The sequence below is a fragment of the Thermosipho sp. 1070 genome, from assembly GCF_001682135.1.
GTDB classification, from domain to species: domain Bacteria; phylum Thermotogota; class Thermotogae; order Thermotogales; family Fervidobacteriaceae; genus Thermosipho; species Thermosipho affectus.
The window spans coordinates 227593-250299 of record NZ_CP007121.1 but is presented as its reverse complement, the minus strand read 5'-3'; the positions used below and the strand labels follow the sequence as shown (position 1 = coordinate 250299).

The 22707-nt window shown below is 32.2% G+C and carries 20 protein-coding genes and 2 tRNA genes; 15 read left to right on the top strand and 7 right to left on the bottom strand.

Annotation, left to right across the window (positions count from 1 at the left end):
• Positions 1-2: 2 nt before the first annotated feature.
• From Y592_RS01240 to Y592_RS01225, 4 genes are all read left to right on the top strand, one after another.
• Positions 3-869 carry a DegV family protein gene (locus Y592_RS01240; protein WP_075665265.1) on the top strand — a complete coding sequence of 289 codons (867 nt, stop codon included), beginning with the start codon at positions 3-5 and terminating at the stop codon, positions 867-869.
• A gap of 12 nt (positions 870-881) precedes the next feature.
• Positions 882-1589: a queuosine precursor transporter gene (locus tag Y592_RS01235; RefSeq protein WP_077287119.1), complete on the top strand. Its 708-nt coding sequence runs from the start codon at positions 882-884 to the stop codon at positions 1587-1589.
• An 87-nt stretch (positions 1590-1676) separates the two neighbouring features.
• Positions 1677-1754, top strand: a tRNA-Asp gene (locus Y592_RS01230).
• Positions 1755-1839: 85 nt separating this feature from the next.
• Positions 1840-1917: transfer RNA gene (locus tag Y592_RS01225), tRNA-Asp, on the top strand.
• Positions 1918-2014: 97 nt separating this feature from the next.
• Here Y592_RS01225 and Y592_RS01220 read toward each other — a convergent pair.
• From Y592_RS01220 to dnaA, 7 genes are all read right to left on the bottom strand, one after another.
• Positions 2015-2974, bottom strand: a complete 960-nt coding sequence (locus Y592_RS01220) for an ABC transporter permease (RefSeq protein WP_075665264.1) — start codon at positions 2972-2974, stop codon at positions 2015-2017.
• On the bottom strand, positions 2971-4005 hold the full coding sequence (locus tag Y592_RS01215; RefSeq protein WP_075665263.1) for an ABC transporter permease: 1035 nt from the start codon (positions 4003-4005) through the stop codon (positions 2971-2973). Before Y592_RS01215 ends, Y592_RS01220 begins: the two co-directional genes overlap by 4 nt.
• A gap of 1 nt (position 4006) precedes the next feature.
• Positions 4007-5515 carry an ABC transporter ATP-binding protein gene (locus Y592_RS01210; RefSeq protein ID WP_269465626.1) on the bottom strand — a complete coding sequence of 503 codons (1509 nt, stop codon included), beginning with the start codon at positions 5513-5515 and terminating at the stop codon, positions 4007-4009.
• Positions 5516-5620: 105 nt separating this feature from the next.
• Positions 5621-6718 (bottom strand): BMP family lipoprotein, encoded by a 1098-nt coding sequence (locus Y592_RS01205; protein WP_075665261.1) that lies wholly within the window; start codon positions 6716-6718, stop codon positions 5621-5623.
• A gap of 23 nt (positions 6719-6741) precedes the next feature.
• Positions 6742-8556 carry a hypothetical protein gene (locus Y592_RS01200; protein ID WP_075666672.1) on the bottom strand — a complete coding sequence of 605 codons (1815 nt, stop codon included), beginning with the start codon at positions 8554-8556 and terminating at the stop codon, positions 6742-6744.
• A 229-nt stretch (positions 8557-8785) separates the two neighbouring features.
• Positions 8786-8968, bottom strand: a complete 183-nt coding sequence (locus Y592_RS01195; protein WP_075665260.1) for a ferredoxin — start codon at positions 8966-8968, stop codon at positions 8786-8788.
• 41 nt (positions 8969-9009) lie between these two features.
• A complete protein-coding gene (gene dnaA / locus Y592_RS01190) occupies positions 9010-10320 on the bottom strand; it encodes a chromosomal replication initiator protein DnaA (RefSeq protein ID WP_075665259.1) in 1311 nt (436 codons plus the stop codon).
• A gap of 281 nt (positions 10321-10601) precedes the next feature.
• On the opposite strand from dnaA, the gene Y592_RS01185 reads away from it, so the two are divergent.
• From Y592_RS01185 to Y592_RS01135, 11 genes are read left to right on the top strand one after another with little or no spacing between them, the layout of a single operon-like run.
• The gene (locus Y592_RS01185; RefSeq protein ID WP_075665258.1) at positions 10602-11420 is read left to right on the top strand and encodes a M55 family metallopeptidase; all 819 of its coding nucleotides are present in this window, start codon (positions 10602-10604) and stop codon (positions 11418-11420) included.
• Positions 11421-11424: 4 nt separating this feature from the next.
• Entirely contained in the window at positions 11425-12324 is a 900-nt protein-coding gene (locus Y592_RS01180) for a bifunctional enoyl-CoA hydratase/phosphate acetyltransferase (RefSeq protein ID WP_088368831.1), read from the top strand.
• Positions 12324-13262: a carbamate kinase gene (arcC, locus tag Y592_RS01175; RefSeq protein WP_075665256.1), complete on the top strand. Its 939-nt coding sequence runs from the start codon at positions 12324-12326 to the stop codon at positions 13260-13262. The genes Y592_RS01180 and arcC overlap by 1 nt, the downstream gene beginning before the upstream one ends.
• A gap of 1 nt (position 13263) precedes the next feature.
• On the top strand, positions 13264-14127 hold the full coding sequence (locus Y592_RS01170) for a helix-turn-helix domain-containing protein (protein ID WP_369799918.1): 864 nt from the start codon (positions 13264-13266) through the stop codon (positions 14125-14127).
• Between the two features lie 5 nt (positions 14128-14132).
• The gene (gene ispD, locus Y592_RS01165) at positions 14133-14813 is read left to right on the top strand and encodes a 2-C-methyl-D-erythritol 4-phosphate cytidylyltransferase (RefSeq protein WP_075665255.1); all 681 of its coding nucleotides are present in this window, start codon (positions 14133-14135) and stop codon (positions 14811-14813) included.
• Positions 14797-15768 carry a lysylphosphatidylglycerol synthase transmembrane domain-containing protein gene (locus Y592_RS01160; RefSeq protein WP_088368830.1) on the top strand — a complete coding sequence of 324 codons (972 nt, stop codon included), beginning with the start codon at positions 14797-14799 and terminating at the stop codon, positions 15766-15768. The genes ispD and Y592_RS01160 overlap by 17 nt, the downstream gene beginning before the upstream one ends.
• Position 15769: 1 nt before the next feature.
• Positions 15770-16441 carry a DUF47 domain-containing protein gene (locus tag Y592_RS01155; RefSeq protein ID WP_075665253.1) on the top strand — a complete coding sequence of 224 codons (672 nt, stop codon included), beginning with the start codon at positions 15770-15772 and terminating at the stop codon, positions 16439-16441.
• 48 nt (positions 16442-16489) lie between these two features.
• The gene (locus Y592_RS01150) at positions 16490-17644 is read left to right on the top strand and encodes an inorganic phosphate transporter (RefSeq protein ID WP_088368969.1); all 1155 of its coding nucleotides are present in this window, start codon (positions 16490-16492) and stop codon (positions 17642-17644) included.
• 35 nt (positions 17645-17679) lie between these two features.
• Positions 17680-18318: a hypothetical protein gene (locus Y592_RS01145; protein ID WP_075665252.1), complete on the top strand. Its 639-nt coding sequence runs from the start codon at positions 17680-17682 to the stop codon at positions 18316-18318.
• Positions 18319-18329: 11 nt separating this feature from the next.
• Positions 18330-20612, top strand: coding sequence for an endonuclease MutS2 (locus Y592_RS01140; protein WP_075665251.1), 2283 nt, complete (start codon positions 18330-18332; stop codon positions 20610-20612).
• 3 nt (positions 20613-20615) lie between these two features.
• On the top strand, positions 20616-22706 hold the full coding sequence (locus Y592_RS01135; RefSeq protein ID WP_075665250.1) for a cell division FtsA domain-containing protein: 2091 nt from the start codon (positions 20616-20618) through the stop codon (positions 22704-22706).
• Position 22707: the final 1 nt, after the last annotated feature.

The window sequence follows — 22707 nt, the reverse complement described above, 5'->3', positions numbered from 1 at the left end:
ATATGAAGACAAAGATTATCTTAGATAGTACATCTGATATTCCGGAAAGTTGGCTTGAAAAGTATGATATTGAAATTGTACCGCTACATATTAATTGGATAAGTGGTGAAAGCGAACCAGATGATACAAGAAATGAAAAAGAATTGGAAAAATTTTACGAAAAACTTTTAAACGCACAAGAATTGCCAAAAACATCTCAGCCATCAATTGTGCAGTTTCAAAATGCATATATGAGAGCTATAGAAGAAGGATATGAAGGGATTTTGGTTTTAACAATATCTACAAAAATATCAGGTACATACAATTCAGCATTACTTGCATCTCAAGAATTTGATATACCAATAAAGGTTATAGATACAAGAATGGCATCTTCAATTATTTCCAACATGGCAAGATATGCAAGGGAGTTGCTAGATGCTGGTCTGGATTTAGAAGAAGTTGAAAAGAAAATTATTGATGCAAGAAAAAAGAAGAAGTTTCATGCGATCTTTTTTGTATCTGATTTTAATTCATTGGTTAAAGGTGGAAGAGTTAGTAGATTTTCTGGATTTGTCGGGAATTTACTGAAGATAAAAGTTGGTATTTATATTAATGATGAGGGTGAATTAATACCTTTTGATAAGGTTAGAGGGTATAAAAAGGCTTATAATATGATTTTGACTAAGATGGAGGAAGAAGGAGTAAAAATAGGAAAAAAGATTGGTTTAACGGGTATACATTGCAATGGAGGAGAACATGTTGATGAAATGTACAAATTAATAAAAGAAAGATACCAAGTAGTTTATTTTGATAAGTCGAGTACTGGAAAGGTAATTTCGACACATGTGGGAATTGGAATGGCTGGTTTTGGGATAGAAATATTAGAATAAGGAGGTATTTTGGTGAGTAACGAAATCCTTTGGATAGTATTGATGGTTGCTAACTTTTCCGGTATATTAATTTTTTACAAGTATTTTGGTAAGACTGGATTGTTTATTTGGACTACTTTGGCAACTATTATTGCAAATATCCAAGTTATTAAGACGGTAGAGTTATTTGGATTTGTTGCGACATTGGGGAATATAGTTTACGGAACTACATTTTTGGTTACTGATATCCTTTCCGAAAATTATGGGAAAAAGGAAGCAAGAAAGGCAGTTTTGGTTGGTTTTTTGAGTTTAATTACCATGACAATAATGATGCAAATTGCATTGTTGTTTAAACCAGATGCATCTGATTTTTCACAGGAAGCGTTGGTTACTATTTTTTCTTTTATGCCAAGAATAGTTATTGCATCACTTTCTGCATATTGGCTTTCGCAAATGCACGATATCTGGGCCTTTCATATATGGAAAAAGAAATTTCCTCAAACAAAATATCTATGGATAAGAAATAATTTATCAACAATGATTTCACAGCTTATTGATAGTTTTGTGTTTTGTTTTATAGCGTTTTGGGGTGTTTATGAGTTAAATGTGTTTTGGAGTATTTTGTGGACAACATATTTTTTCAAATGGATAGTAGCAGCTGCTGACACTCCTTTTCTATATATAGCAAAGTTTTTATTTGATAAAGGAAAGATTAATGAATTAGTAAAAAACGAAGGATAAATTAACTAAAATTTTACTAAAAGATATGTTGACAAAACAAAGAGTATATGGCAAAATAAATAATGGTCTTTGTGAAAAAGATGAGTTGGGGACGTGGTGAAGCCTGGTTATCACGCCGGTCTGTCACACCGGTGGCCGCGGGTTCAAATCCCGTCGTCCCCGCCAGATAAGGCAAAGCATTGTGCTTTGCCTTTGATAGAAGATAATTGACAAGTTTAAAATATCGTGATAGAATTTCCTTACCAGAGTTGGGGACGTGGTGAAGCCTGGTTATCACGCCGGTCTGTCACACCGGTGGCCGCGGGTTCAAATCCCGTCGTCCCCGCCAATTAAAAAGACGAAGCCCAAGCTTCGTCTTTTTTATTTTGTATATAAATAGATCAAAGGCTTCGGATTATCCGAAGCCTTTTTTTGATACTTTTTCATTATGATACTTTTTCATATGGTACTCCATCAGCTTTTGGTGGACGTGATTTTCCAACGAATCCTGCAACAACGATTATTGTAAGGACAAATGGTATCATATCAAATAATGGTTTAACTGTAGCTGAAACATGGATTAGAGAACTACTTTGCATTTGATTAGCAAAAGCACTTGATGCACCAAATAACAAACTTGCAAGCATTGCACCAACTGGATTATATTTTCCCAAAATCATAGCTGCAAGTGCAATAAAACCTCTTCCACCTGACATTAATTCTCTAAAATGTCCTACTTCACCGATACTAAGATACGCACCTGCAAGACTTGCCCAAACACCACTCATTAAAACTCCAAAGTATCTTATACCGTAGACATTAACACCTAGAGTATCTGCAGCTTCTGGGTTTTCACCTACAGCTCTCATTCTAAGTCCCAATTTGGTTTTGTATATAAGCCACCATGAAAATGCAACTGATATGAACGCTATGTATATAAATGGACTTAACTCTCCAAATATCTTTCCAATAAAAGGTATATCTGAAAGACCTGGAATCTTTATTTCTTTAACTTTTCCAACAAAATCAGTTTGTCCTGGTTTTCCAAAAATTGGTACCATTAAAAATCCGGTTACACCTTGTGCAATTAGTATTAATGCAGTTCCCAAAACTACCTGGTTTCCAGCCCATTTAATACTTCCCCAAGCATGCAACCATGCAAAGGCAACACCAGAGACTACTGCCATTAATATTCCAATCCACACACTACCAGTAAAATATGTAAATACTACAGATGTAAACGCTCCAAGGAGCATAATACCTTCTAATGCAATGTTGACAACGCCGGTAATTTCACTGTAAACACCACCAAGTGAAGCAAATATTAAAGGAGTTGAAGCTGTTAATGTAATTTTATAAAAAAGAGGGTTTGCAAATACTAGAAATATTGCCTCTAATATTCTCATTTTTCCACCTTCTTTCTGATCATAATAGTGCGTACTATTCTATCGGCAGCTACAAGAAAGATAACTATACCTTGTATTATCATAACCATATGTTTTGGAACCCCGACAAATTGCATTTCATTACTTCCCGTTCTTAATGCACCTATTAAAAGTGCTGCAAAGATTATTCCTATCGGATTATTTTGACCAATTAATGCGATACTGATACCGTCAAATCCCTTACCACCGGAAAGTTCACCGAGAAATCTATGGTGTACTCCCATTAATTCAGTTGCGCCTGCAAGACCTGCAAGTGCGCCACTTATTGCCATTGCAAGTACGATATTCTTTGCAACGGAGATTCCCCCGTATTCTGCTGCATATGGATTAAAACCTACAGCTTTTATTTCATAACCTGTTGTTGATTTGTTTAGAAGAATATACATAAATATTGCAGCGACAACTGCGATGATTATTCCAGCGCTCAGTTCAATAGCACCAACTTTCATTAAGATAGGAAGTTGAGCGGAATCTGCAATTTCCGGACTTTTAGGTGTACCAGATCCAACTTTCAAAGGACCTGTAACCATATAAGAAGCAAAGTATGTGGCTATCCAGTTTAACATTATTGTTGTAACTACCTCGTGTGCCCCAGTTTTTGCCTTAAGAAAACCAGCTATTGCAGCATAACCTGCACCTACTAACATCGCAATTAATATTGTTAATGGAATGGAGATTATCGGGGGAAGTGACCCAAAATTTCCTGCAAAAGTTGCAGCAATTAACGCTCCCATAACCATTTGACCTTCAGCACCAATGTTAAATACACCAGCTCTAAAACCAAAACCAACCGCAAGACCCGTTAATATTAGAGGAGTGGTTTTAATTATTGTATCTGCAATTGCTTGTTTTGAACCAAATGATCCTCTAATTAAAGCAGAGTATGCAACTAAAGGATTTTTTCCAATAAGAAGTATTATTATCGTTGAAATTAACAATGCAATTAAAACAGAAATTATTGGAATGAGTATTGCTGATACTTTTTTATTCATCTTATCCCCTCCGTACCTCTTCTAATCTTTGGCCTATCATCATTAAACCTACTTCTTCAACAGTAGTCTCCTTTGGCTTTACTTCACCCATTATTTCTCCCTCATACATTACCAAAATGCGATCACTTAACGAGAATATTTCCTCAAGTTCCATTGAAATTAGCAAAATTCCAACATCTTTTTCTCTCATATTCAATATTTGATTGTGAATGAATTCAATAGCACCTACATCAAGACCACGGGTGGGTTGTGCAACTACAAGAAACTTTGGATCCATTCTAATTTCACGTCCCACAACTAATTTTTGTTGGTTACCACCTGAAAAATTCCCACCTAAATGTTCTATTCTCCTTGGACGAACATCGAATTCTTCCATAAGATTTTTTGTATATTCAAATATGTTTTTGTGATTTAAAAATGTCCCATTTGAAAATGGGGATTTATAGTGTTGACCTAAAATAACATTGTAATATGCTTCAAATTCTTCAATGATTCCATGTTTTAATCTATCTTCAGGGATATGTGAAAGTCCCAATTCCCTAAGTTGCTTTGGAGTTGCACCTGTAACATCTTTACCTTCAAACAATATTTGACCACTTTTAACTTTTCTTAAACCTGTTATAGCCTCAACAAGTTCGGTTTGACCATTTCCTGCAACACCTGCGATTCCTACAATTTCACCTTTCCTTATTGAAAAAGAGACGTTATTTACCGCTGTTAACCCTCTATTGTCATTTACAACAAGGTTTTTTATTTCAAATACTACATCTTTTGGTTCATGAGGTTTTTTTTCAACTCTTAATACAACATCCCTTCCCACCATATGCCTTGCAATTTCTCGTGGATTTGTTTTTGAAGTTTCAAGTTCACCAGTTACTTTTCCAAGTCTCATAACCGTTATTCTTTCACTTATTTCCATAACTTCATGAAGTTTGTGCGAGATAAACAAAATAGTTTTTCCATCTTTTTTTAACTTTCTCATTATTTCAAATAGTTCTTCTACTTCTTGAGGTGTTAATACTGCTGTAGGTTCATCAAGTATTATTATGTTTGCTCCTCTGTACAATGTTTTTAAAATTTCCACTCTTTGTTGCATTCCTACGGAAATATCTTCTATTTTTGCGTCTACATCAACTAGCAATCCATACTTTTCAGATAGTTCTTTTACATCTTTTTTTGCTTTTGTTAAATCAAAGTTCATGCCTTTAGTAGGTTCACTACCTAAAACTATATTTTCTGCAACGGTTAATGTATCAACAAGCATAAAATGCTGGTGGACCATACCGATCCCGTTTTTAATAGCATCTTTTGGCCCTTTGATTTGTGCTTTTTGTCCGTTGATAAAGATATCACCTTCATCTGGATGATATAATCCGTAAAGTTGATTCATTAGCGTAGACTTTCCAGCACCATTTTCACCGACAATGGCGTGTATTTCGCCTTTTTTTATTCTAATGGTGACGTGATCATTTGCCAAAACTCCGGGGAACCTTTTTACAATGTTTACCATTTCTACTGCATACACAATGTAATCCTCCTTTCTGCTTTGTTACTTTACCAAAGTTTTATTACCTTGGTAAAATAACAAAGCTAGGGGGAGAGCCCCCCTTAGCTTTTAGAATGGGAATGCTATTTTTGGGGTTTTAAAGGATTTAAGTGATTCTTCTGTTTCTGGGATTACAAGTATGCCATTTTTAATGAGTGTAACAAGGTATGCAAGTTCTGCAAGTGTATCATTAGTAACTAACCCTTTTGTGTATTTCATTGGACTCATTCTTACACCGTTTTCTTTAAGACCAAGTTTGTGTATACCTGGCATCCAATTTCCTTCGTATGCCCATTTTACACCGAGATATGATGCTGTATCTACACCTTTCATCGCACTTGCAAGTACTATACCAGGTGCCATATAGTCTTGATCAACGTCTACACCAATTGCAAAATATCCGCCGTTTGAGTATGCGTAATCCAAAATTGTTGCGAGATCTTCTTTTCCAACGAGTGATACCATTTTTTCTTTTGCAGCTTCAATAATACCATTACCACAAGCACCACTTGCGTGGAATATAATATCTACGCCTCCTGCAAATTGTGAAAGTGCAAGGTCTTTACCTTTTTTTGGATCACTAAATGCATTTGTATAACCCTTTAAAATTTCTACATTTCTTCCGTGTAAATCGTTGTATACCTTCACACCAATTTCAAAACCGTATCTGAATCTTTCAACAGGAGGAATAGGAATTCCACCTATAAATCCAACTTTTCCCGTTCTTGTAGTTGCGGCTGCTATATATCCAACCAAGAACGCAGATTCTTGTTCTTTGAATAAGAAACATATTACATTTGGTGGAACATCTTCTGTTGGAGGTGCAATGTCTATTCCTGCAAAGTATACATCTGGAAATTGTTGAGCAACTTGGAAAAGAGCATCAGTCATCATAAATCCTACAGCATATACGATACCACCATCTGGTTCCTTTTGTATTTCTTGAGCGGCTTTTGTAAGGTTTGAGATATAATCTGCTTGTTCGTACGATTGAATAACTTGTGTTTCTATTCCTAAATCTTTACCGGCTCTTTGAATACCTGCCCAAGTTCCATCGTTAAATGACTTATCGCCAAGACCTCCAGTGTCTGTTACCATAATTGCTTTAAATGAAAAGGCACTTACCACAAAAAACATTGCTAAAATGAAAACAAGTAATTTCTTCATGAAATATCCCTCCTTTTAAGAGTTTAACCCTTTTTGGGTAAAGATTTTAATGAGTTAAATAAGATTAAAATGGAAATTATAAATAATGTTGGAATAGTAAATGTATAATTTAGTTTCAACATTGGTACACCGAATTGGACAATGTAATTAATGGGGGTTATAAGCATTAATATTGATGACAATATCGATGCTATTATCCAAATAAAATAATTTTTGTTTTTTAAAGTGTATAAAAATAGACCAATTGTTATAAGAACGAAAGTTATTATGCCGAATTTTGTTTTATAGAAGTATATTTTTAAGCTATTTTTGTCTTTTGTATTTGATATAATTTTTTCTAATTTACGAACAGATGGAGCGATTTCTTCTAAATTTAGTCTTCTTTTAAGTTCTGATACAAATAATTTTTCAAATTTTTCGGAAGAGAGTTTTGCTATTTTGTTTGAAAACTTTTCTAGGTCTTTTTCCGCTCTTTTAAATTGGCTTTTGTTTATATCTTCTTCAATTACATAGTTTGATAGTTCATCTTTTAGGCTTTTAAAATCTTTAATTCTATTATCAAAGTTTTCAATGCTTTTGTATTCAGCTGTTTTTACGTTTTTATCAATTTCGTTTAGGTTAATTTTTATTCTATTTACTATACTTTCTGTATTATTAATACTTGAATTAACAATTGTCAACAAATTGGTAATAATATTTGAAAATCTAGAATATTTATCCTTTAAGACGTCGCTTGTAAGTTCATCAAAATATATGGAATTCTGAAAATCTTTTTGATTTTTCATGAGTAGATCTTTTGTAGAAAACGCTGGAATGAAAAATGAAAGAACTAATAATGAAACAATGATAATATCAAATATTTTTTTGTTTTTTAGTGTTATAAATATGGAAGCAATCAGTGCAAAGAAGGCTATTAACCCATATATAGTTGCGTCTGTGTTTGAAAGTACATCAAATGCTAAGAACAAATATAGTATTTCAACAATAGAAATTGTTAAAATAACATAATTCCATTTTCTTGATTTAAAGAAAATTAGTATGATTAAAACATATATGATCCACCTTATCCACCAAAAATTTGTTTTTTTGGGAGGAAGCTTTGCGAAATACTCAGAGAAATGATTTTTTAAATTGGAAATATCTTTTATAATGTTTCTTTGCATAAGGCTGGTGTACCTATTTATGTAATAGGATAATCTATCTGGGTGTTTTTTTATTTCTCCAAGGTATTCATTAAATTTACTCTTTATTTCTTCATTATTAAGCAAAATTTTTATTTCATCTGAAAACTCAGGTTGGTTGAATTTTGGTGTATATTTAAATTCATATGTATAATATGGTGCGGCGATGTCATGAGGGAGATCTATTTTTGCACCTAAATGTTTTGCAAAGAGATCTGAAATGAAGTTTCTGGAAGCAAAAATTACTTTTGACTGGTATTTGTTAAAAAATTGATTGAAATTTGGGGAAGATTTAATAAAGCTGGGTTCAAACTTTTTTCTTTCAAGGGAGGATTCAAGGTACGAAAAAAACATTGCACGTGCAAGCTGTTCATTGTAATCTTTAGATATTGTTTGCTTGTATATAACATTAAGATAATCCCCAACCTTTTTCGTTACATCTGTCTTTTCAACACTACCTACTAGTGCTATTTTGTAAAATCTATATAAAGGTAAATCTTTGTCAATAGATTTTTTGACAGTCAAAAGAAATTCATCGCTGGGATTATCAAAATTTTGGATATAATACAAGAACAGCTCCTTTGATTTTTCCAGATTAATCGTAAATACCATTATTGAGAAGATTATTAAAAAAGAAAAAAATAAAGCCCGTTTCATCAAATTAGCACCTCCACTTTGTTGTTTTTTGGATTCTAATTCTATCATGAATTTAAAAGTTTATCTACAAAGAATTATAGCATAAATTCTGTAAAAAATTACAATAAAATTAATTTTTTCACTTTTATTTAAGTTTTTTTTAATAAATTCGATTATATTAAATTTGAAGGAAAATAGCAGTATAAAAAAACACCCTCATAGTTGAGGGTGTTTTTTCTTTTTTTTCTAACTACTCTTCAACTGTAATTGCAGATGTTGGACAGCTATCTGCTGCATCTTTTGCGCATTCGAGATCTGTTTCTGGTTGAAGAACTTTTGCTTTCATATCGTCGCCTATTTTGAAAACATCTGGACAAAGATTTTCACATACACCACAACCGATACATGTTGCTTCGTCTACTCTAACTTTCATCCTAGACACCTCCTGATATTAAAGTTACTATTAAGATTATATCACATGCTTTCACCATGTGCAAAGGTTTTTGATGTTTTATCTATTTGTTTTAAGTAATTTTTTACTATAATATTTCCATCATTTATCAATTTTTCCACTTGTTTTACGTTTTGTACTACAGATGAATGTGACTTTTTAAAGATAGTTCCAACATCTCTAGTTGAAAGATTTAATTTTTTGACGGCGTAGTACATTCCTACTTTTCTTGCGTATGAAATATTTTTTGTCCTTTTAGATGATATTATATCCTCTGGTGAACAATCAAAAATATCTGCTAAGATTTCAAGGAGTCTTTGTTCAAATGATTTTGGAGGTTTGGAGACATTTGTTAGTATACTTTCGGCAATAGAAAGGTTTAGTTTTCCGTATAGATTTTTATATGCGATTAATTTTAGAATTGCCCCGTGTATGAGTCTGGGATTATCGTATACATTACTGATATAATCAATAATTTTGTCTTCAATTTCTATGTGTTTCATTTGACAGATTTTTTTGCCGATTTTAAATAAATCCTCTTTGTTTGGTTTTTCGATCTTTACTAGCAACCCCATTTGAAATCTAGAAATCATTCTTGAATGAAAATCTTTTAATTCTTGAGGGGTTCTATCTGAACAGATTATAATTTGTTTTCCAGCTTCGTGTATAGTATTGAATGTATGAAAGAGTTCTGTTTGAGCCGATTTTATTCCTATTAAAAATTGGATATCGTCTATTATTAGGATATCCGCTTTTTTTCTGTATTTTTCCCTAAAATCTTCAATATTTCCGTTTTTTATGGCCGAAAACATTTCGTTCATAAATTCTTCGCTTGTAAGATAAGCAACTTTCATATCTGGGTTACTTTCAAGTAGATAATTTCCAAGTGCTTGAGCAAGGTGTGTTTTACCAAGCCCAACACCACTGTATAGAAATATTGGGTTGTAAAAGCCTGGTTTTTTGCTTGCTTCAATAAATACGTTGTATGCAAACTTATTAAATTCACCTACAACTAAATTTTCGAAAGTATATTTTGGGTTAAGTGGTGTGATTAAAAGAGGTCTTTTTTTGATTAATGGACCAGCTTCACTTTTAACGTTTTTGACCTCTTTGTATGTAATTTCAAATGTACTATCTTTTCCCAAAATATCTTTGACTATTTTTGAAATAATTTTATTAAACTTTTTTTCTAGCCTATCTTTTATAAAGATATTTCCAACTTCGAAAATGACATGTTTATCTTTAATTTCCCTAATATCAAAATCCAAGAACCAACTTTCCCAATTTTGGCGGCTAATTTTTTCTTTTAGTGCAACTATTATCTCTTTTTTCATAGGAAACACCTCAAGGATTATTTTTGAATATTTTTTGGTGGGGCAGAATCTATTATCTCATACCTCAATGTAAAAATTCAAGGGAAAAATGTGTCAATGTTCTGAATAAATTCCCAATAATGTGAAACAATGTGGCAGGGTTATTAAATTTCTTTTTTAAGAACAAAGAAAATTAAGTATTGATGAGAATTTTTGATTTTCTAATTTTTACACAAGTATGCGAAGCTTAGATTTTTTGGGGATTTAAGATAAAATAAATTTGTAACATGGAGGTGAAAAATATGAAAATTTATGTCTCATTAGATTTTGAAGGATTAGGTGGGATAACGCAGTGGTCTGATGTGGAATATGGTATTAAATTCAAACAACATCTGCTTATGGAACAACTAGAAAAATTTTTGGAAGCTGTTGGAAATAATTATGTGTTGATTTCCGATTCTCACGCCATGGGAGATAACGTGTTGTGGGAAATTACAAAGAAATTTGATAATGTGGAAATAATATCCGGTGGGTTGAGAAAGGATTACATGATGACAGGTCTTGATGAAACTTTTGATAGAGTTGTGTTTTTTGGTTATCATGCTGGAATTGGCACAAGATATGCAGTAATGGATCATACATATTCTTCATCTTCTATACATAATATTTGGATAAATGGAAAGATAATGAATGAAGCAATCATTAACGCTGCTTATGCAGGACTTTACAATGTACCTGTTGCAATGATTATAGGGGATGATAAACTAAAAACACAGGTTAATTTTAAAAATTTGTTTTATGTGGAGACAAAAACTTCTTTGGGAAGATTTTCTGCAAAGCACAAATCTATGAAAAAAGTTCTTTTGGATATTGAGAATAAGACAAAGCAAATGATAGGGGTACCAAGAGAGGAATTTGAAATTGTAAAATTTGAGAAACCTATAGAATTAGTCGTTGAACTTTCAGATACAGCTCGTGCTGATTTGGTGGAAATGTTGCCACTTGTTAAAAGAATTGATGGAAGGAAAGTTAAATTAGTGCATGATGACTATAGGGTGGTTTTTGATACAATACTCAGTATGACATTTATGGCATCAATTGTCAAATATCTTGGGAGGTGAAGGAATGCTAAAGAGTTTTGAAGAAATTGTAGATATTGCAAAGACCAAAGATGCGGTTGTTTCATTAGCTGGTGCAGAGGATATAGAGGCTTTAAAAGCTATAAAAGATGTCAAAGATTATGGAATAAAAGCTATTTTGGTTGGAAATGAGGAAATTGTGAGAAGAAATTTAAATGGATTAGGCATGGATTTGCCAGTTGTTGATGCAAAATCTGAAAATGAGATAGCGGAAAAAGCAGTGAAATTAGTTTCATCTGGTGATGCCAATATTCTAATGAAAGGCCTTATTAAAACTTCCACTTTATTAAAAGCAGTTTTAAACAAAGAATGGGGATTGAGAGGAAATGGTTTGTTATCTCACGTTGCATTATTAGAGACACCGGGCATGGATAGGATTGTGCTTGTTACAGATGGCGGAATGGTAATAAAGCCAACATTGGAACAAAAGGTTCAAATTATTAAAAATGCTGTTGAACTTGCACATAAATTGGGATATAAAGAACCGAAGGTAGGCCTTATTGCAGCAGTTGAGGTTGTAAATCCAGATATGCCTGAAACTATGGAAGCGGCAATTATTGCAAAGATGGCGCAGAGAGGTCAAATAAAAGGTTGTGTAGTAGATGGACCGTTGGGATTGGATAATGCTTTAAGTGAATTTGCGGCTAAAATAAAAAAAGTTTCAGGTGATGTAGCGGGAAAGGCAGATATATTGGTTGTGCCAGATATACATAGCGGAAATTTTTTAGGAAAATCTGCAATTTATCTTGCCAATGGTAAGATTGCCGGTATAGTGATGGGGGCAAAGGCGCCTATTGTTATAGTTTCACGTGCTGATACAAGTGAATCAAAGAAAAATTCACTTGCTATTGCAGCGGCTATTAGTGTACAAAAGGAGGGAAAATAATGAAAAAATTAGCTGTTGTTGCAATTGGTGGGAATGCAGTTAATAGGCCAGGAGAAAAACCCACTGCACAAAATATGATAAAAAATCTTTCTGAAACTGCAAGTTATATAGTTAATATGCTTGATGAGTATGATATTGCGATTACTCACGGAAATGGACCACAAGTTGGAAATTTGCTAATCCAACAGGAAATTGCAAAAAATAAAATTCCACCTTTTCCTATTGATGTTAATGATGCACAAACTCAAGGTAGTTTAGGATATATGATTGCTCAAACCTTGAATAATTGTTTGAAAGAGAAAGGAAGGAAGAGGGAAATTTCCGCTTTGATTACACAAATAATAGTGGATAAAAATGATCCCGCTTTTGAAAACCCAACTAAACCTGTCGGACCTTTTTATACAAAAGAAGAGGCAGAAGAATTGGAACGTGAAAAAGGTTGGAAAATAGTTGAAGATGCGGGTAGAGGTTGGAGGAGAGTTGTTCCATCTCCAAAACCTCTGGACATTATTGAAAAAGATGTGATAAAATTGCTTATGAAAAATGATGTGATTGTTATAGCAGCAGGTGGTGGGGGAATTCCTGTAGTCCTTGAAGATGGAAGATTAAAGGGCGTGGAAGCCGTAATTGATAAAGATAGGGCAAGTGCGTTACTTGCCAAGGAAATTGGTGCGGATGTTTTAATTATTTTAACAGGTGTTGAGAAAGTTTACTTAAATTATGGAAAAGAAGATCAAAAAGCGTTGGATAGATTAACTGTTTCTGATGCAAAAAAACACCTAAAAGAAGGTCATTTTCCAAAAGGAAGTATGGGACCTAAAATAGAAGCTGCAATAGATTTTGTTGAAGCAACTGGTAAAGAATGTTTGATAACAGATATGAGTGTATTGGATAAAGCCTTGAGGGGTGAAACTGGAACACGAATTATTAAGGGGTGAAATGTTGATTAGAATTCTTATCCCTCAGGCTCTCGTGGAGGACCTGAGGGGATTTTTATATAACCATCAGAATGTTGTTTTTGATATTTATGATTTAAACTTAGAAGAAAAATTAAAAGAAAATTATTGGGATGTTGTATATTTAACTGAAAAAAAGAATGTTCCGGGTAAGTTTGTGGTGTATTCCATAAGGGAATTGGAGCTTGCAGTTTTGTATCTTGAAGAAAGACAGAGATATGATGATTTGAAAAGAGAATTTGATATGTTGTATTCTTTTCCAGAACTCCAAGGTCCTGTAATACATGAGTTTTTAAACAAATTAATATCAATGTATAAGGATAAAGAAAAAGCGACTTTAAAATACGAAGATGGCATGTATTTAAATGAATATGTATCATATATTCGCTTAAAACTCCCAGGAGTAAAGGTTACTTTTTCAAAAACAAAGGGGGAAAAGATACCACCACTTCGGGATAGAAAGGAAGACATTGTTTTTATGTTTGATAAAGTTTTATCTTCTATCTATTTTAAATACAATAATATCGAAAAGAGAATACCGGATGATGAAGAATATGAATTATTAAAACTTTATAATTGGCCTGGAAATACAAAAGAACTTGTGAAAGTTGCAAGTGAATATGCGACAAATGGTATGTTAAATATACCAAAATTTAAAAAGTCTACATTTTCCGGTATTGATTTAATTAATTTTACGAGTAAATTGGTGAAACATGTGGAGAAAAGATATATTTCACTTGCATTAAAGAAATCAGGGAATAGGATGAAAGCTGCAAAAATGTTGAATATTAATTATAAAACACTTTCTTATAAGATTAAAATATATAAGTTGGATAAGAATAGGTGATTTTTATGAATGTTGGAGTAATACTCTTTGGAGGTAGTGGAAAAAGGTTTTCACAAAAAATTCCAAAGCAATTTTTAAAATTTAACGGCAAGACTTTAATGGAGCATACTCTGGAAAAATTTTTTGAAGATTTTATACATTTAATTGTTGTAGTTGTAAATAAGGATTACTTAGAGAAATCAAGGAAAATTTTGAAAAAATACGGTCAAAAAGTAAAAATAATAACAGGAGGTTTTGCGAGGGAGTATTCTACGTTAAGTGCTATAAATTATTTAAAAGATAAAATTTCAAAAGAAGATAATGTTATTATACACGATGGTGCAAGACCATTTGTAAATAAAGAAATTTTGTCGAAAAATATTGAATTTGTTGATAATTATGGTGCAGTAGTAACAGCTTTACCTGTTGAAAATACCGTTGCTTTTGTTGAAAATGATAGAGTGAAGACCGTCCCACCTAGAAAGAAATTATTTTCCATTCAAACCCCACAAACTTTTAAATTTTCTGTCCTTTTAGAAGCATTCGAGAAAGTAAAAGATTTAGAAAATTACACAGATGATTCGTCTGTAGTTTTAAAAGCAGGTTTTGATGTATATGTTGTTATGGGTGAAAAATCAAATATAAAGATAACAACCAAAGAAGATTTGTTTTTGGCAGGGGTTGAGAACTTTGAATGGGATATATAAAAAGGTATTTGTATCGATAGCTATTAGTTTTTCGGTTATTATCCTCTTTCAATTTTTTTATTCATTTAGTGTTGGGATAAATGTATTTTTGTCAAAGAAATTCATATTGGGAATTTTTATTCTAATATTGATATATTTGATTGATTCTTTGAGATTAAAGCTATTATTATGCTTTTTTGGTTATAAAATACCATTTTTTGAAACAGTAAGGAACGTATTTTTTGGTAAATTTTTTTCGTTTATTACACCTATGTCCATAGGTGGTCAACCGTATCAAATTTATCATCTTTCAAAAATTGGGGTGAAAACAGAAGATGCAACAAATATAATAATTTCTAGAACTTTAGAAATTTCAATAGTAATTCTTGCACTTGATTTAATTTTTGTAAAACCAATATTAAATGCATATCCAAAAAGTATTGGGTTTACATTAATAGTTGTGGGATTTTTGGTAAGTTTGGGGGTTTCTATACTTATATTTTTAGGATTTGTCAACAGGAAATTTTTGGAAAAGATATTGTTGTTTTTTGGAAGAATATTTAAGAAAAGGATGGAAAAGGATAAGATTTTAAAGTGGATAGATTCGTTGCATGAAAGTATAAATATACTTTGGGTGAAAAATCCGTGGATGTTATTTTTTGATATAATTCTTTATTTTTTAACTATATGTATGTATGGGTTTATACTTTATATGTTTGTTGTTAATATAAATTTTTGGTACATAATTGGGGTATTGGCTTTGTTAAATTCGGTGGCATATTATATACCTACCCCTGGATCAAGTGGTGGTATTGAAGGAACATACCAATTAGTGTTTTCACAAATATTTGGTGGAAATAAAGCTATTGAGTTAATAACTATATATAGAATTATAACTTTTTATTTTCCGTTGATATTGGGAACTTTGTTATTTCCAAAGTTTGGGTTTAATTATCAAAATAAAGAGGAGGGTTAACATGAAAAGATTTATTGATAGACTTTTTCCTGAAATTTCCCCAACTAAACTTTTGAGTGAACATGCGCAATATTGTCTAAATGCAGGAGAATTAGTTCCTAAAATATTAAAAGATTATTTTAATGCAAAAGAAATTTTGGAATATTCAAAAAAAATTGATGAATATGAATCAAAAGCTGATGAAATTAAGACAAAATTGAGAGAAGTTTACACAAAATTAAGGTGGAGTTATTTTGATAGAATAGATGCATTGGAAATAGTGCATAATCAAGATTCAATTATTGACGCAGTAGATGATTTTGTGAAAGTAATGACGATGAATAGAGTGGAAAATTGTCCTAATGAGATAATTGAAGAGATAGAGAAGATGGGAAACTACGTATATGAAGTGATAAAGTACATGAAACTTACTGTTGATGAATTAAGAACGGTAGTTGAATCTGATTTTTCCCCAAACGAAGTTGAAAAAGAAGATAATTTAACATTTGATGTGGAAAAAGATGAAAGTTCAACTGATAAATTAGGAATAGAAATCGGGAAACTGTTATATGCTCAAAAAAGTATTATGAATCCCGTAGATGTGATTTTTCTAAATAGTATAGTGGTTTTAATGATGAAAATAGCAGATAGAGCTGAAAATGTTGTGGAAAGAATAAGAATGATAATTAGGTAGGAGGTGTTAGTTTTGTTAGTGTTTGCTGCATTTTTAGTTGGGTTTGGAATGGCATTTTCTATTGGAGCAAATGATGTTGCAAATAGTATGGCAACAGCTGTTGGAGCGCGTGCAATTACTCCTAAACAAGCAGTTTTTATAGCAGCTATTTTGGAATTTTTAGGTGCGCTTTTATTTGGTGCACATGTTACTAAAACCATTGCAAAAGGTATAGTTGATTTAAATATGATATATGATCCAAATAAAATTTTAGTGGGAGCTTTTTCCGCACTTATTGCGGCTACAATTTGGGTTTTAATTGCAACTTACTGGGGAATGCCCGTTTCAACTACCCACTCAATTGTAGGGGGAATGATTGGTTTTGGACTTGCTGCTGGAGGGGTAGGTTATGTTAATTGGATTACCTTACTAAAGATAGTAACAACCTGGGTGATTTCACCACTTATTGGTGGTTCTTTAGCATTTGTGATATTTAAATTTATATCATGGAGCATTTTACACAGAAAAAATCCATTAAAGGCCGCTAAAATTGTTGCACCAGTACTTTTAGGTGGAGCGTTTTATACAATAGCTTTTCTTTTTGTAGTGAAAACTTTGAAAAAAGATGCTATATTTGGAAATTACGTGGGTATTTTCATTGGGATGTTGGTGTTTTTTGTTTCTTTTCTATATATAAGAAAATTTGGTGGGGAAGGCAGAGAATATGATTTAGTTGAAAAAGTCTTTAAAAAAGCACAGGTTGTAACTTCTTGCTATGTGAGTTTTGCACATGGTGCAAATGATGTTGCAAATGCTGTAGGACCTTTGGCATTGATTTATATAATTTTGACAACGGGAAATGCAACTGGAGTTATAGAAATTCCAAAGTATATACTTGCATTAGGTGGTATTGGTATATCATTTGGTGTAGCAATTTTGGGTTATAAAGTTATGAAGACAGTGGGTAAAGATATAACAGAGTTGAATAATACACGTGGTTTTTCCATTGATTTTGCAACTGCTACTACAGTTTTACTTGCGTCCACATTTGGTATGCCTATATCCACCACTCATACAGTGGTAGGTGCAGTTTCAGGAGTTGGATTTGCAAGAGGAATTGAAGTTGTTAATGTTGGAATATTGAAAAATATTATAATTTCTTGGTTTGTTACTGTTCCATTTGCAGCAGCTGTTAGTGCGCTTTTGTACGTTATTATAGTTTAGTTTTTGTGATATAATATTAATTGGAGGTGAGTTGCATGAAAAGAGTGGTTATGATATTTGCATTGTTATTGTCTTTAAGTATTTTTTCTTTTACATTAAATCAATCGACTTGGTTAGGATTGAGATATTTAAAGCCAGCCGATACTAATTTAATGAATAATTATTCTTTATTACAAAATTTTGTTATGTTTTTTGGATATGAAAAAAATGTTGATCCTCAACACAATTCTCCAGTGGCATATGGTTTTAGCCTGTTTGCAAATTTTGATCCAGATAAAGAATATTTGGTTAGAGGATTGGGATTTGACTTTAATGTAAAGATATTTGGTGTTACTTTGTTTAATGTTGGGGAAAAATTACAGATTGGTTTTCAGGGAGAAGTTTTATTGCAAAAAGAGATATTCCAAAAAATTTCTGGGAGTAGTACATCTTTAAGTGATTTTGAAAGTGTGAACTTTGAGCATTACAATAAAATTGTGATATCTTCGATTGCTTTAAAACCTGGAATTAGATGTGATTTTGTTTTAAGTAAGAATATATATTTAAGCGGAAGGTTATATTATAGTATCCAATTCTATACAGGGTCGAAAACTGAAACGGGGAAGGACGTTTCAATTGAGCTTGAACCTGAAAATTCTTTGAATTTAGACTTTGCACTCAGTATACCCTTTTAAAGGAGTTTGATATGGAGCGGTTTTTGGATTGGGAAGATGTTTTTAAGCAGTTTTTGGAATATACTTTTTCTGTGTATGGTAGAGAACACTTGGAAAAAATTTCAAAAGAATGTGTGAATGGTGAAGAGTATGAGTATCTTCAAGAAGTGTTTGATATACAGGTAACCCAAGGGTTACCTGTTTTTCAAAAAATTGAAGATATTAGACCTTTGTTGCAAAAAACAAAAAATTATCCCATTCTTGAGCCGTATGAAATATTTAAGATAAAGGAATTTATGTTACTTGTGCATAGCTTGAAAGAAGCTATAAGTAGTACAAGGTATAAAGTTAGTTTCTATATATCAAAGTTAGGAAATTATGATGCATTGATTAATGAAATTGAATCTGTGTTTGAACCTGATGGAAATGTTAAGGATAAGGCATCTAAAAACTTGTCCGTTATTAGAAAAGAGCAAAAAAGGTTATCTTTAGAAATAAAAGAAAAGATTGAAAAATTTATTTCAAAAAATAGTAGATATTTACAGGAGCAGTTGTATACGATTAGGAATGGAAGATATGTGTTTATAATTAAATCAGGAGCACGTGGACATTTGAAAGGAATTGTTCATGGAGTTTCAAATACTGGAGTTTCATTGTTTTTTGAACCTCAGGAGTTCATACATTTAAATGATAAAATTGAAATATTAAGAAGTGAAGAAAAGATAGAAATCAATAAAATATTGAGAGGAATAACTAGTAAAATTCACGATAGATATGCACATTTAATTAACGATATAAAGATAGTTGGGCATATTGATTCACTTTTCGCTCGTGCAAAGTATGCGTATAAAAATAATGGGATTGTGGTAAAGCCAGAAGGTACGTATTTAAAGTTAGTAAACGCAAGGCATCCATTAATTTCAAGGGATAAAGTTGTTCCAATTTCTATAGATATTCCTAAAGATAAAAAAGGATTGATAATTACAGGTCCAAACACTGGTGGTAAAACTGTTACTTTGAAGACTATTTCTCTGTTTATATTCATGTCCCAACATGGTTTTCCCGTTCTTTCAGATGTAGGTACAAGAATTCCAAATTTCAAGTTGTTTGTAGATATAGGTGATTCTCAAAATGTTGTGGAAAATCTCAGCACTTTTTCTTCTCATATGGTAAGAATAATAGAAGCCTTGAAAGATGCCGATGAAAATTCTTTGGTGGTTATAGATGAATTAGGTTCGGGAACTGATCCATTTGAAGGTAGTGCTCTTGCAATTGCAATTATAGAGCATTTGCTTGAAAAAAATATTAAATTTATTATTACTACTCACCTTACGAATGTAAAGTTATTTGCGATGGAACGTGATGATATTATGACTGCGTCAATGGAATTTGATATAAATACTTTATCTCCAACTTACAGGTTACTTTTAAATACTCCAGGTGCATCACATGCGTTTGAAATTTCAGAAAGGTTGGGATTGAATAAAGATATTATTGATAGAGCAAAGATATATATATCTGAGGATCATTTAAAAATTGAAAATATAATTAAACATTTGAATTTAAAAGTGAGTGAACTAGAAGAAAAGAAGAAGCTTCTTGAAAAGACGTTAAAAGAATATGAGAGATTAAAATCGGAGTATGAAAAAAAATATAGTATTTTGAAGTTAAAGAAAATAGAGGAACTTGATAAAGAATTGAGGAATATTTATAGGGAATTTAGAACGGCAAAAAGAGAGATCCAGTCTGCATTGTTTTCTACCAAAACAAATAGCGAAGAATTAATAAAGAAAAAATTAAAAAGGCTTGAACAAAGGGAAAAGGATATTACCCAGGTGGATAAAACTTTGGAAAGTTTAAAGTATCCAAATATAGCCCAGGAAATAAACAAAGGGGATTACGTTAAATTGGTAGATGGAACGGCTGTTGGTAGGATAATTGAAAAAAGGCAAAACGGGAAAATTCTTGTAGATTTTAATGGATTAAAAATAGAGGTAAAAAAGTCAAGATTGAGAAAGGTTGAGCCACCTAAAAAAGATGAAGAGCCTGTTTTATATCAAAGTGTTTCTGTGCTTTCTTCAAATGAAATTGATTTAAGGGGAAAGACTGTGGAAGAAGCTATTGAACTTGTGGATAAGTTTATTGATGATCTTATATACTCTGATTATTCGAATGGATATATAGTGCATGGAAAAGGTACTGGAAGCTTGGCTTCGAATATATGGAATTTTTTAAGAGAAGACAAGAGGATAAAAAGTTATCGTTTTGGAAGGCCAAGTGAAGGTGGAGTTGGAGTTACCGTTGTGGAGGTGTGAGGCTTGGTTTTTGCTCTGGACGTAGGCACAAGAAAAATTGCAGGTGTGTTAGCTTCGTTGGAAGATGAGAAAGTTATAGTCCATGATATAGTATTAAAAGAACACGAACATCGTGCAATGTTGGATGGACAAATTCACGATGTGGAAAAAGTTGCAAGGGTGGTTAAGAAGGTAAAGGAAGAGCTTGAAAGTAGAAACAATGTGACTTTGGATAAAGTAGCTGTTGCACTTGCAGGAAGATTTTTGACCACGGCTATTGGTGAATATGAAGAGGATATTTCACACGTTAATGAGATAGATGATGAGCTTATAACGCGATTAGAACTTTCTGCGGTTGATAGCGCGGTGCAAAAGATTGATGCGGAAAATATGTATTGTGTGGGTTATTCCGTAATAAAATATGAATTAGACGGAAATTGGTTGAAAAAAATAAAGGGGTTAAAAGGCAAGAATGCAAAAGTAGAAGTTGTAACGGCCTTTTTGCCGATACAAGTAGTGGATGCAATGGTGTCAGTTTTGAGAAAAGTAGATCTTACAATGACACACATGACTTTGGAACCAATTGCTGCGATAAATATAACTGTGCCGGAAGATTTAAGAATTTTAAATATAGCTTTGGTTGATGTTGGAGCGGGTACTAGTGATATTGCCATATCCAAGGAAGGAACCATTATAGCATATGGAATGGTGCCACTTGCTGGAGATGAAATGACAGAATCAATAACAAAGGCTTTACTTGTAGATTTTTCCACAGCGGAAAATTTAAAGCGTTGGTTAAATACTCCAGAAGAAAATAAAAAAGTTTATAGAAATATCTTAGATAAAGAAAAAGAAATTACAAAAGAAAAACTTAACGAAATAATTGGACCGGTAGTTGATAATATTACAACAAAGATTACTGAAGAGATTTTAACCTTAAATGGTGACAAGCCGCAAGTGGTAATGGTTGTTGGTGGTGGGGCAAAAGTTCCAGGATTCGTGGAAAGACTTGCAGAAAAGTTGGATATAGAAATTGATAATATATCTTTAAAAGATGCAAAAAACTTGAATATTTTAGATAATACGGGAATTGTTGTTGGTAGTGAATTTGTAACTCCGCTAGGAATTGCGTATACTGCACTTACAAAGAGTGGTACTATTTTTGAACAGGTATTTGTAAATGATGAACCGATACAATTAGTTGGTTTTTCTGGTGGGCATATGTTAAGCGAAGTACTTCTACAATGTGGATATTCGATGATTGATCTTTTGGGAAAACCAAGTGAATCTATTGTTCTTGAAATTAATGGAAAGATGAAAATATTAAAAGGTGAATTACCAAAACCCGCACCCATTTATATTAATGGGAAACGTGCTACATTAAGAGATAAAGTAAAACATGGTGATAGAATAGTTATTGGTAAACCATCACAAACAGGTGAAAAATCCTATAGTCTTTATGATGTAGTTTTACCTATAATTTTGGATTTTGGTGATAAAAAAAGGAAATACTTTCCATCTGTTTCATTAAATGGCGAAATTATAAAGGAGAATGTTATTTTAAAAGATGGAGATAAGATTGATTATAATCCAGTTTTTGTCAAAGATATAAGGGCTGAACTTGAAAGGGAACTTGCAACAGTAGAGTTTTTTTATAATGATATTTATCAAGAGAAAAAAGTTGGTAAAGTGAAGATTTTTAAAAACGAATTGGAATTATCGGACAAAAATCAGGTAGATCCTGGGGAAACACTTAAAGTTGTTTTTGAAATAACTCCTTTGAAGATAAAGGATGTTGCCCAGAGTGAAACGAAGAGTGTAAAGATAGTTTTGAATGGAAAAGAAGAGGTAATTGAAAAGGATACGCTTTTGTATGAAGTAAATGGTGTTTTGGTAAGTAAAGAATATGAAATAAAAAATGGTGATAAAATATATACAACTTATTCTGAAGATGGCGGGGGGATAATTTTAGCCGATATATTTAGCAAGTTTAAGATTGATTTAAAGAAAATAAAAAATTATAAATTGTTAAAAAATGGAAAAAGCGCTTATTTTACAGAACCACTTTCCAATGGAGATGAAGTTATTTTCACTTATGAATTAAAGGAGGAATAAT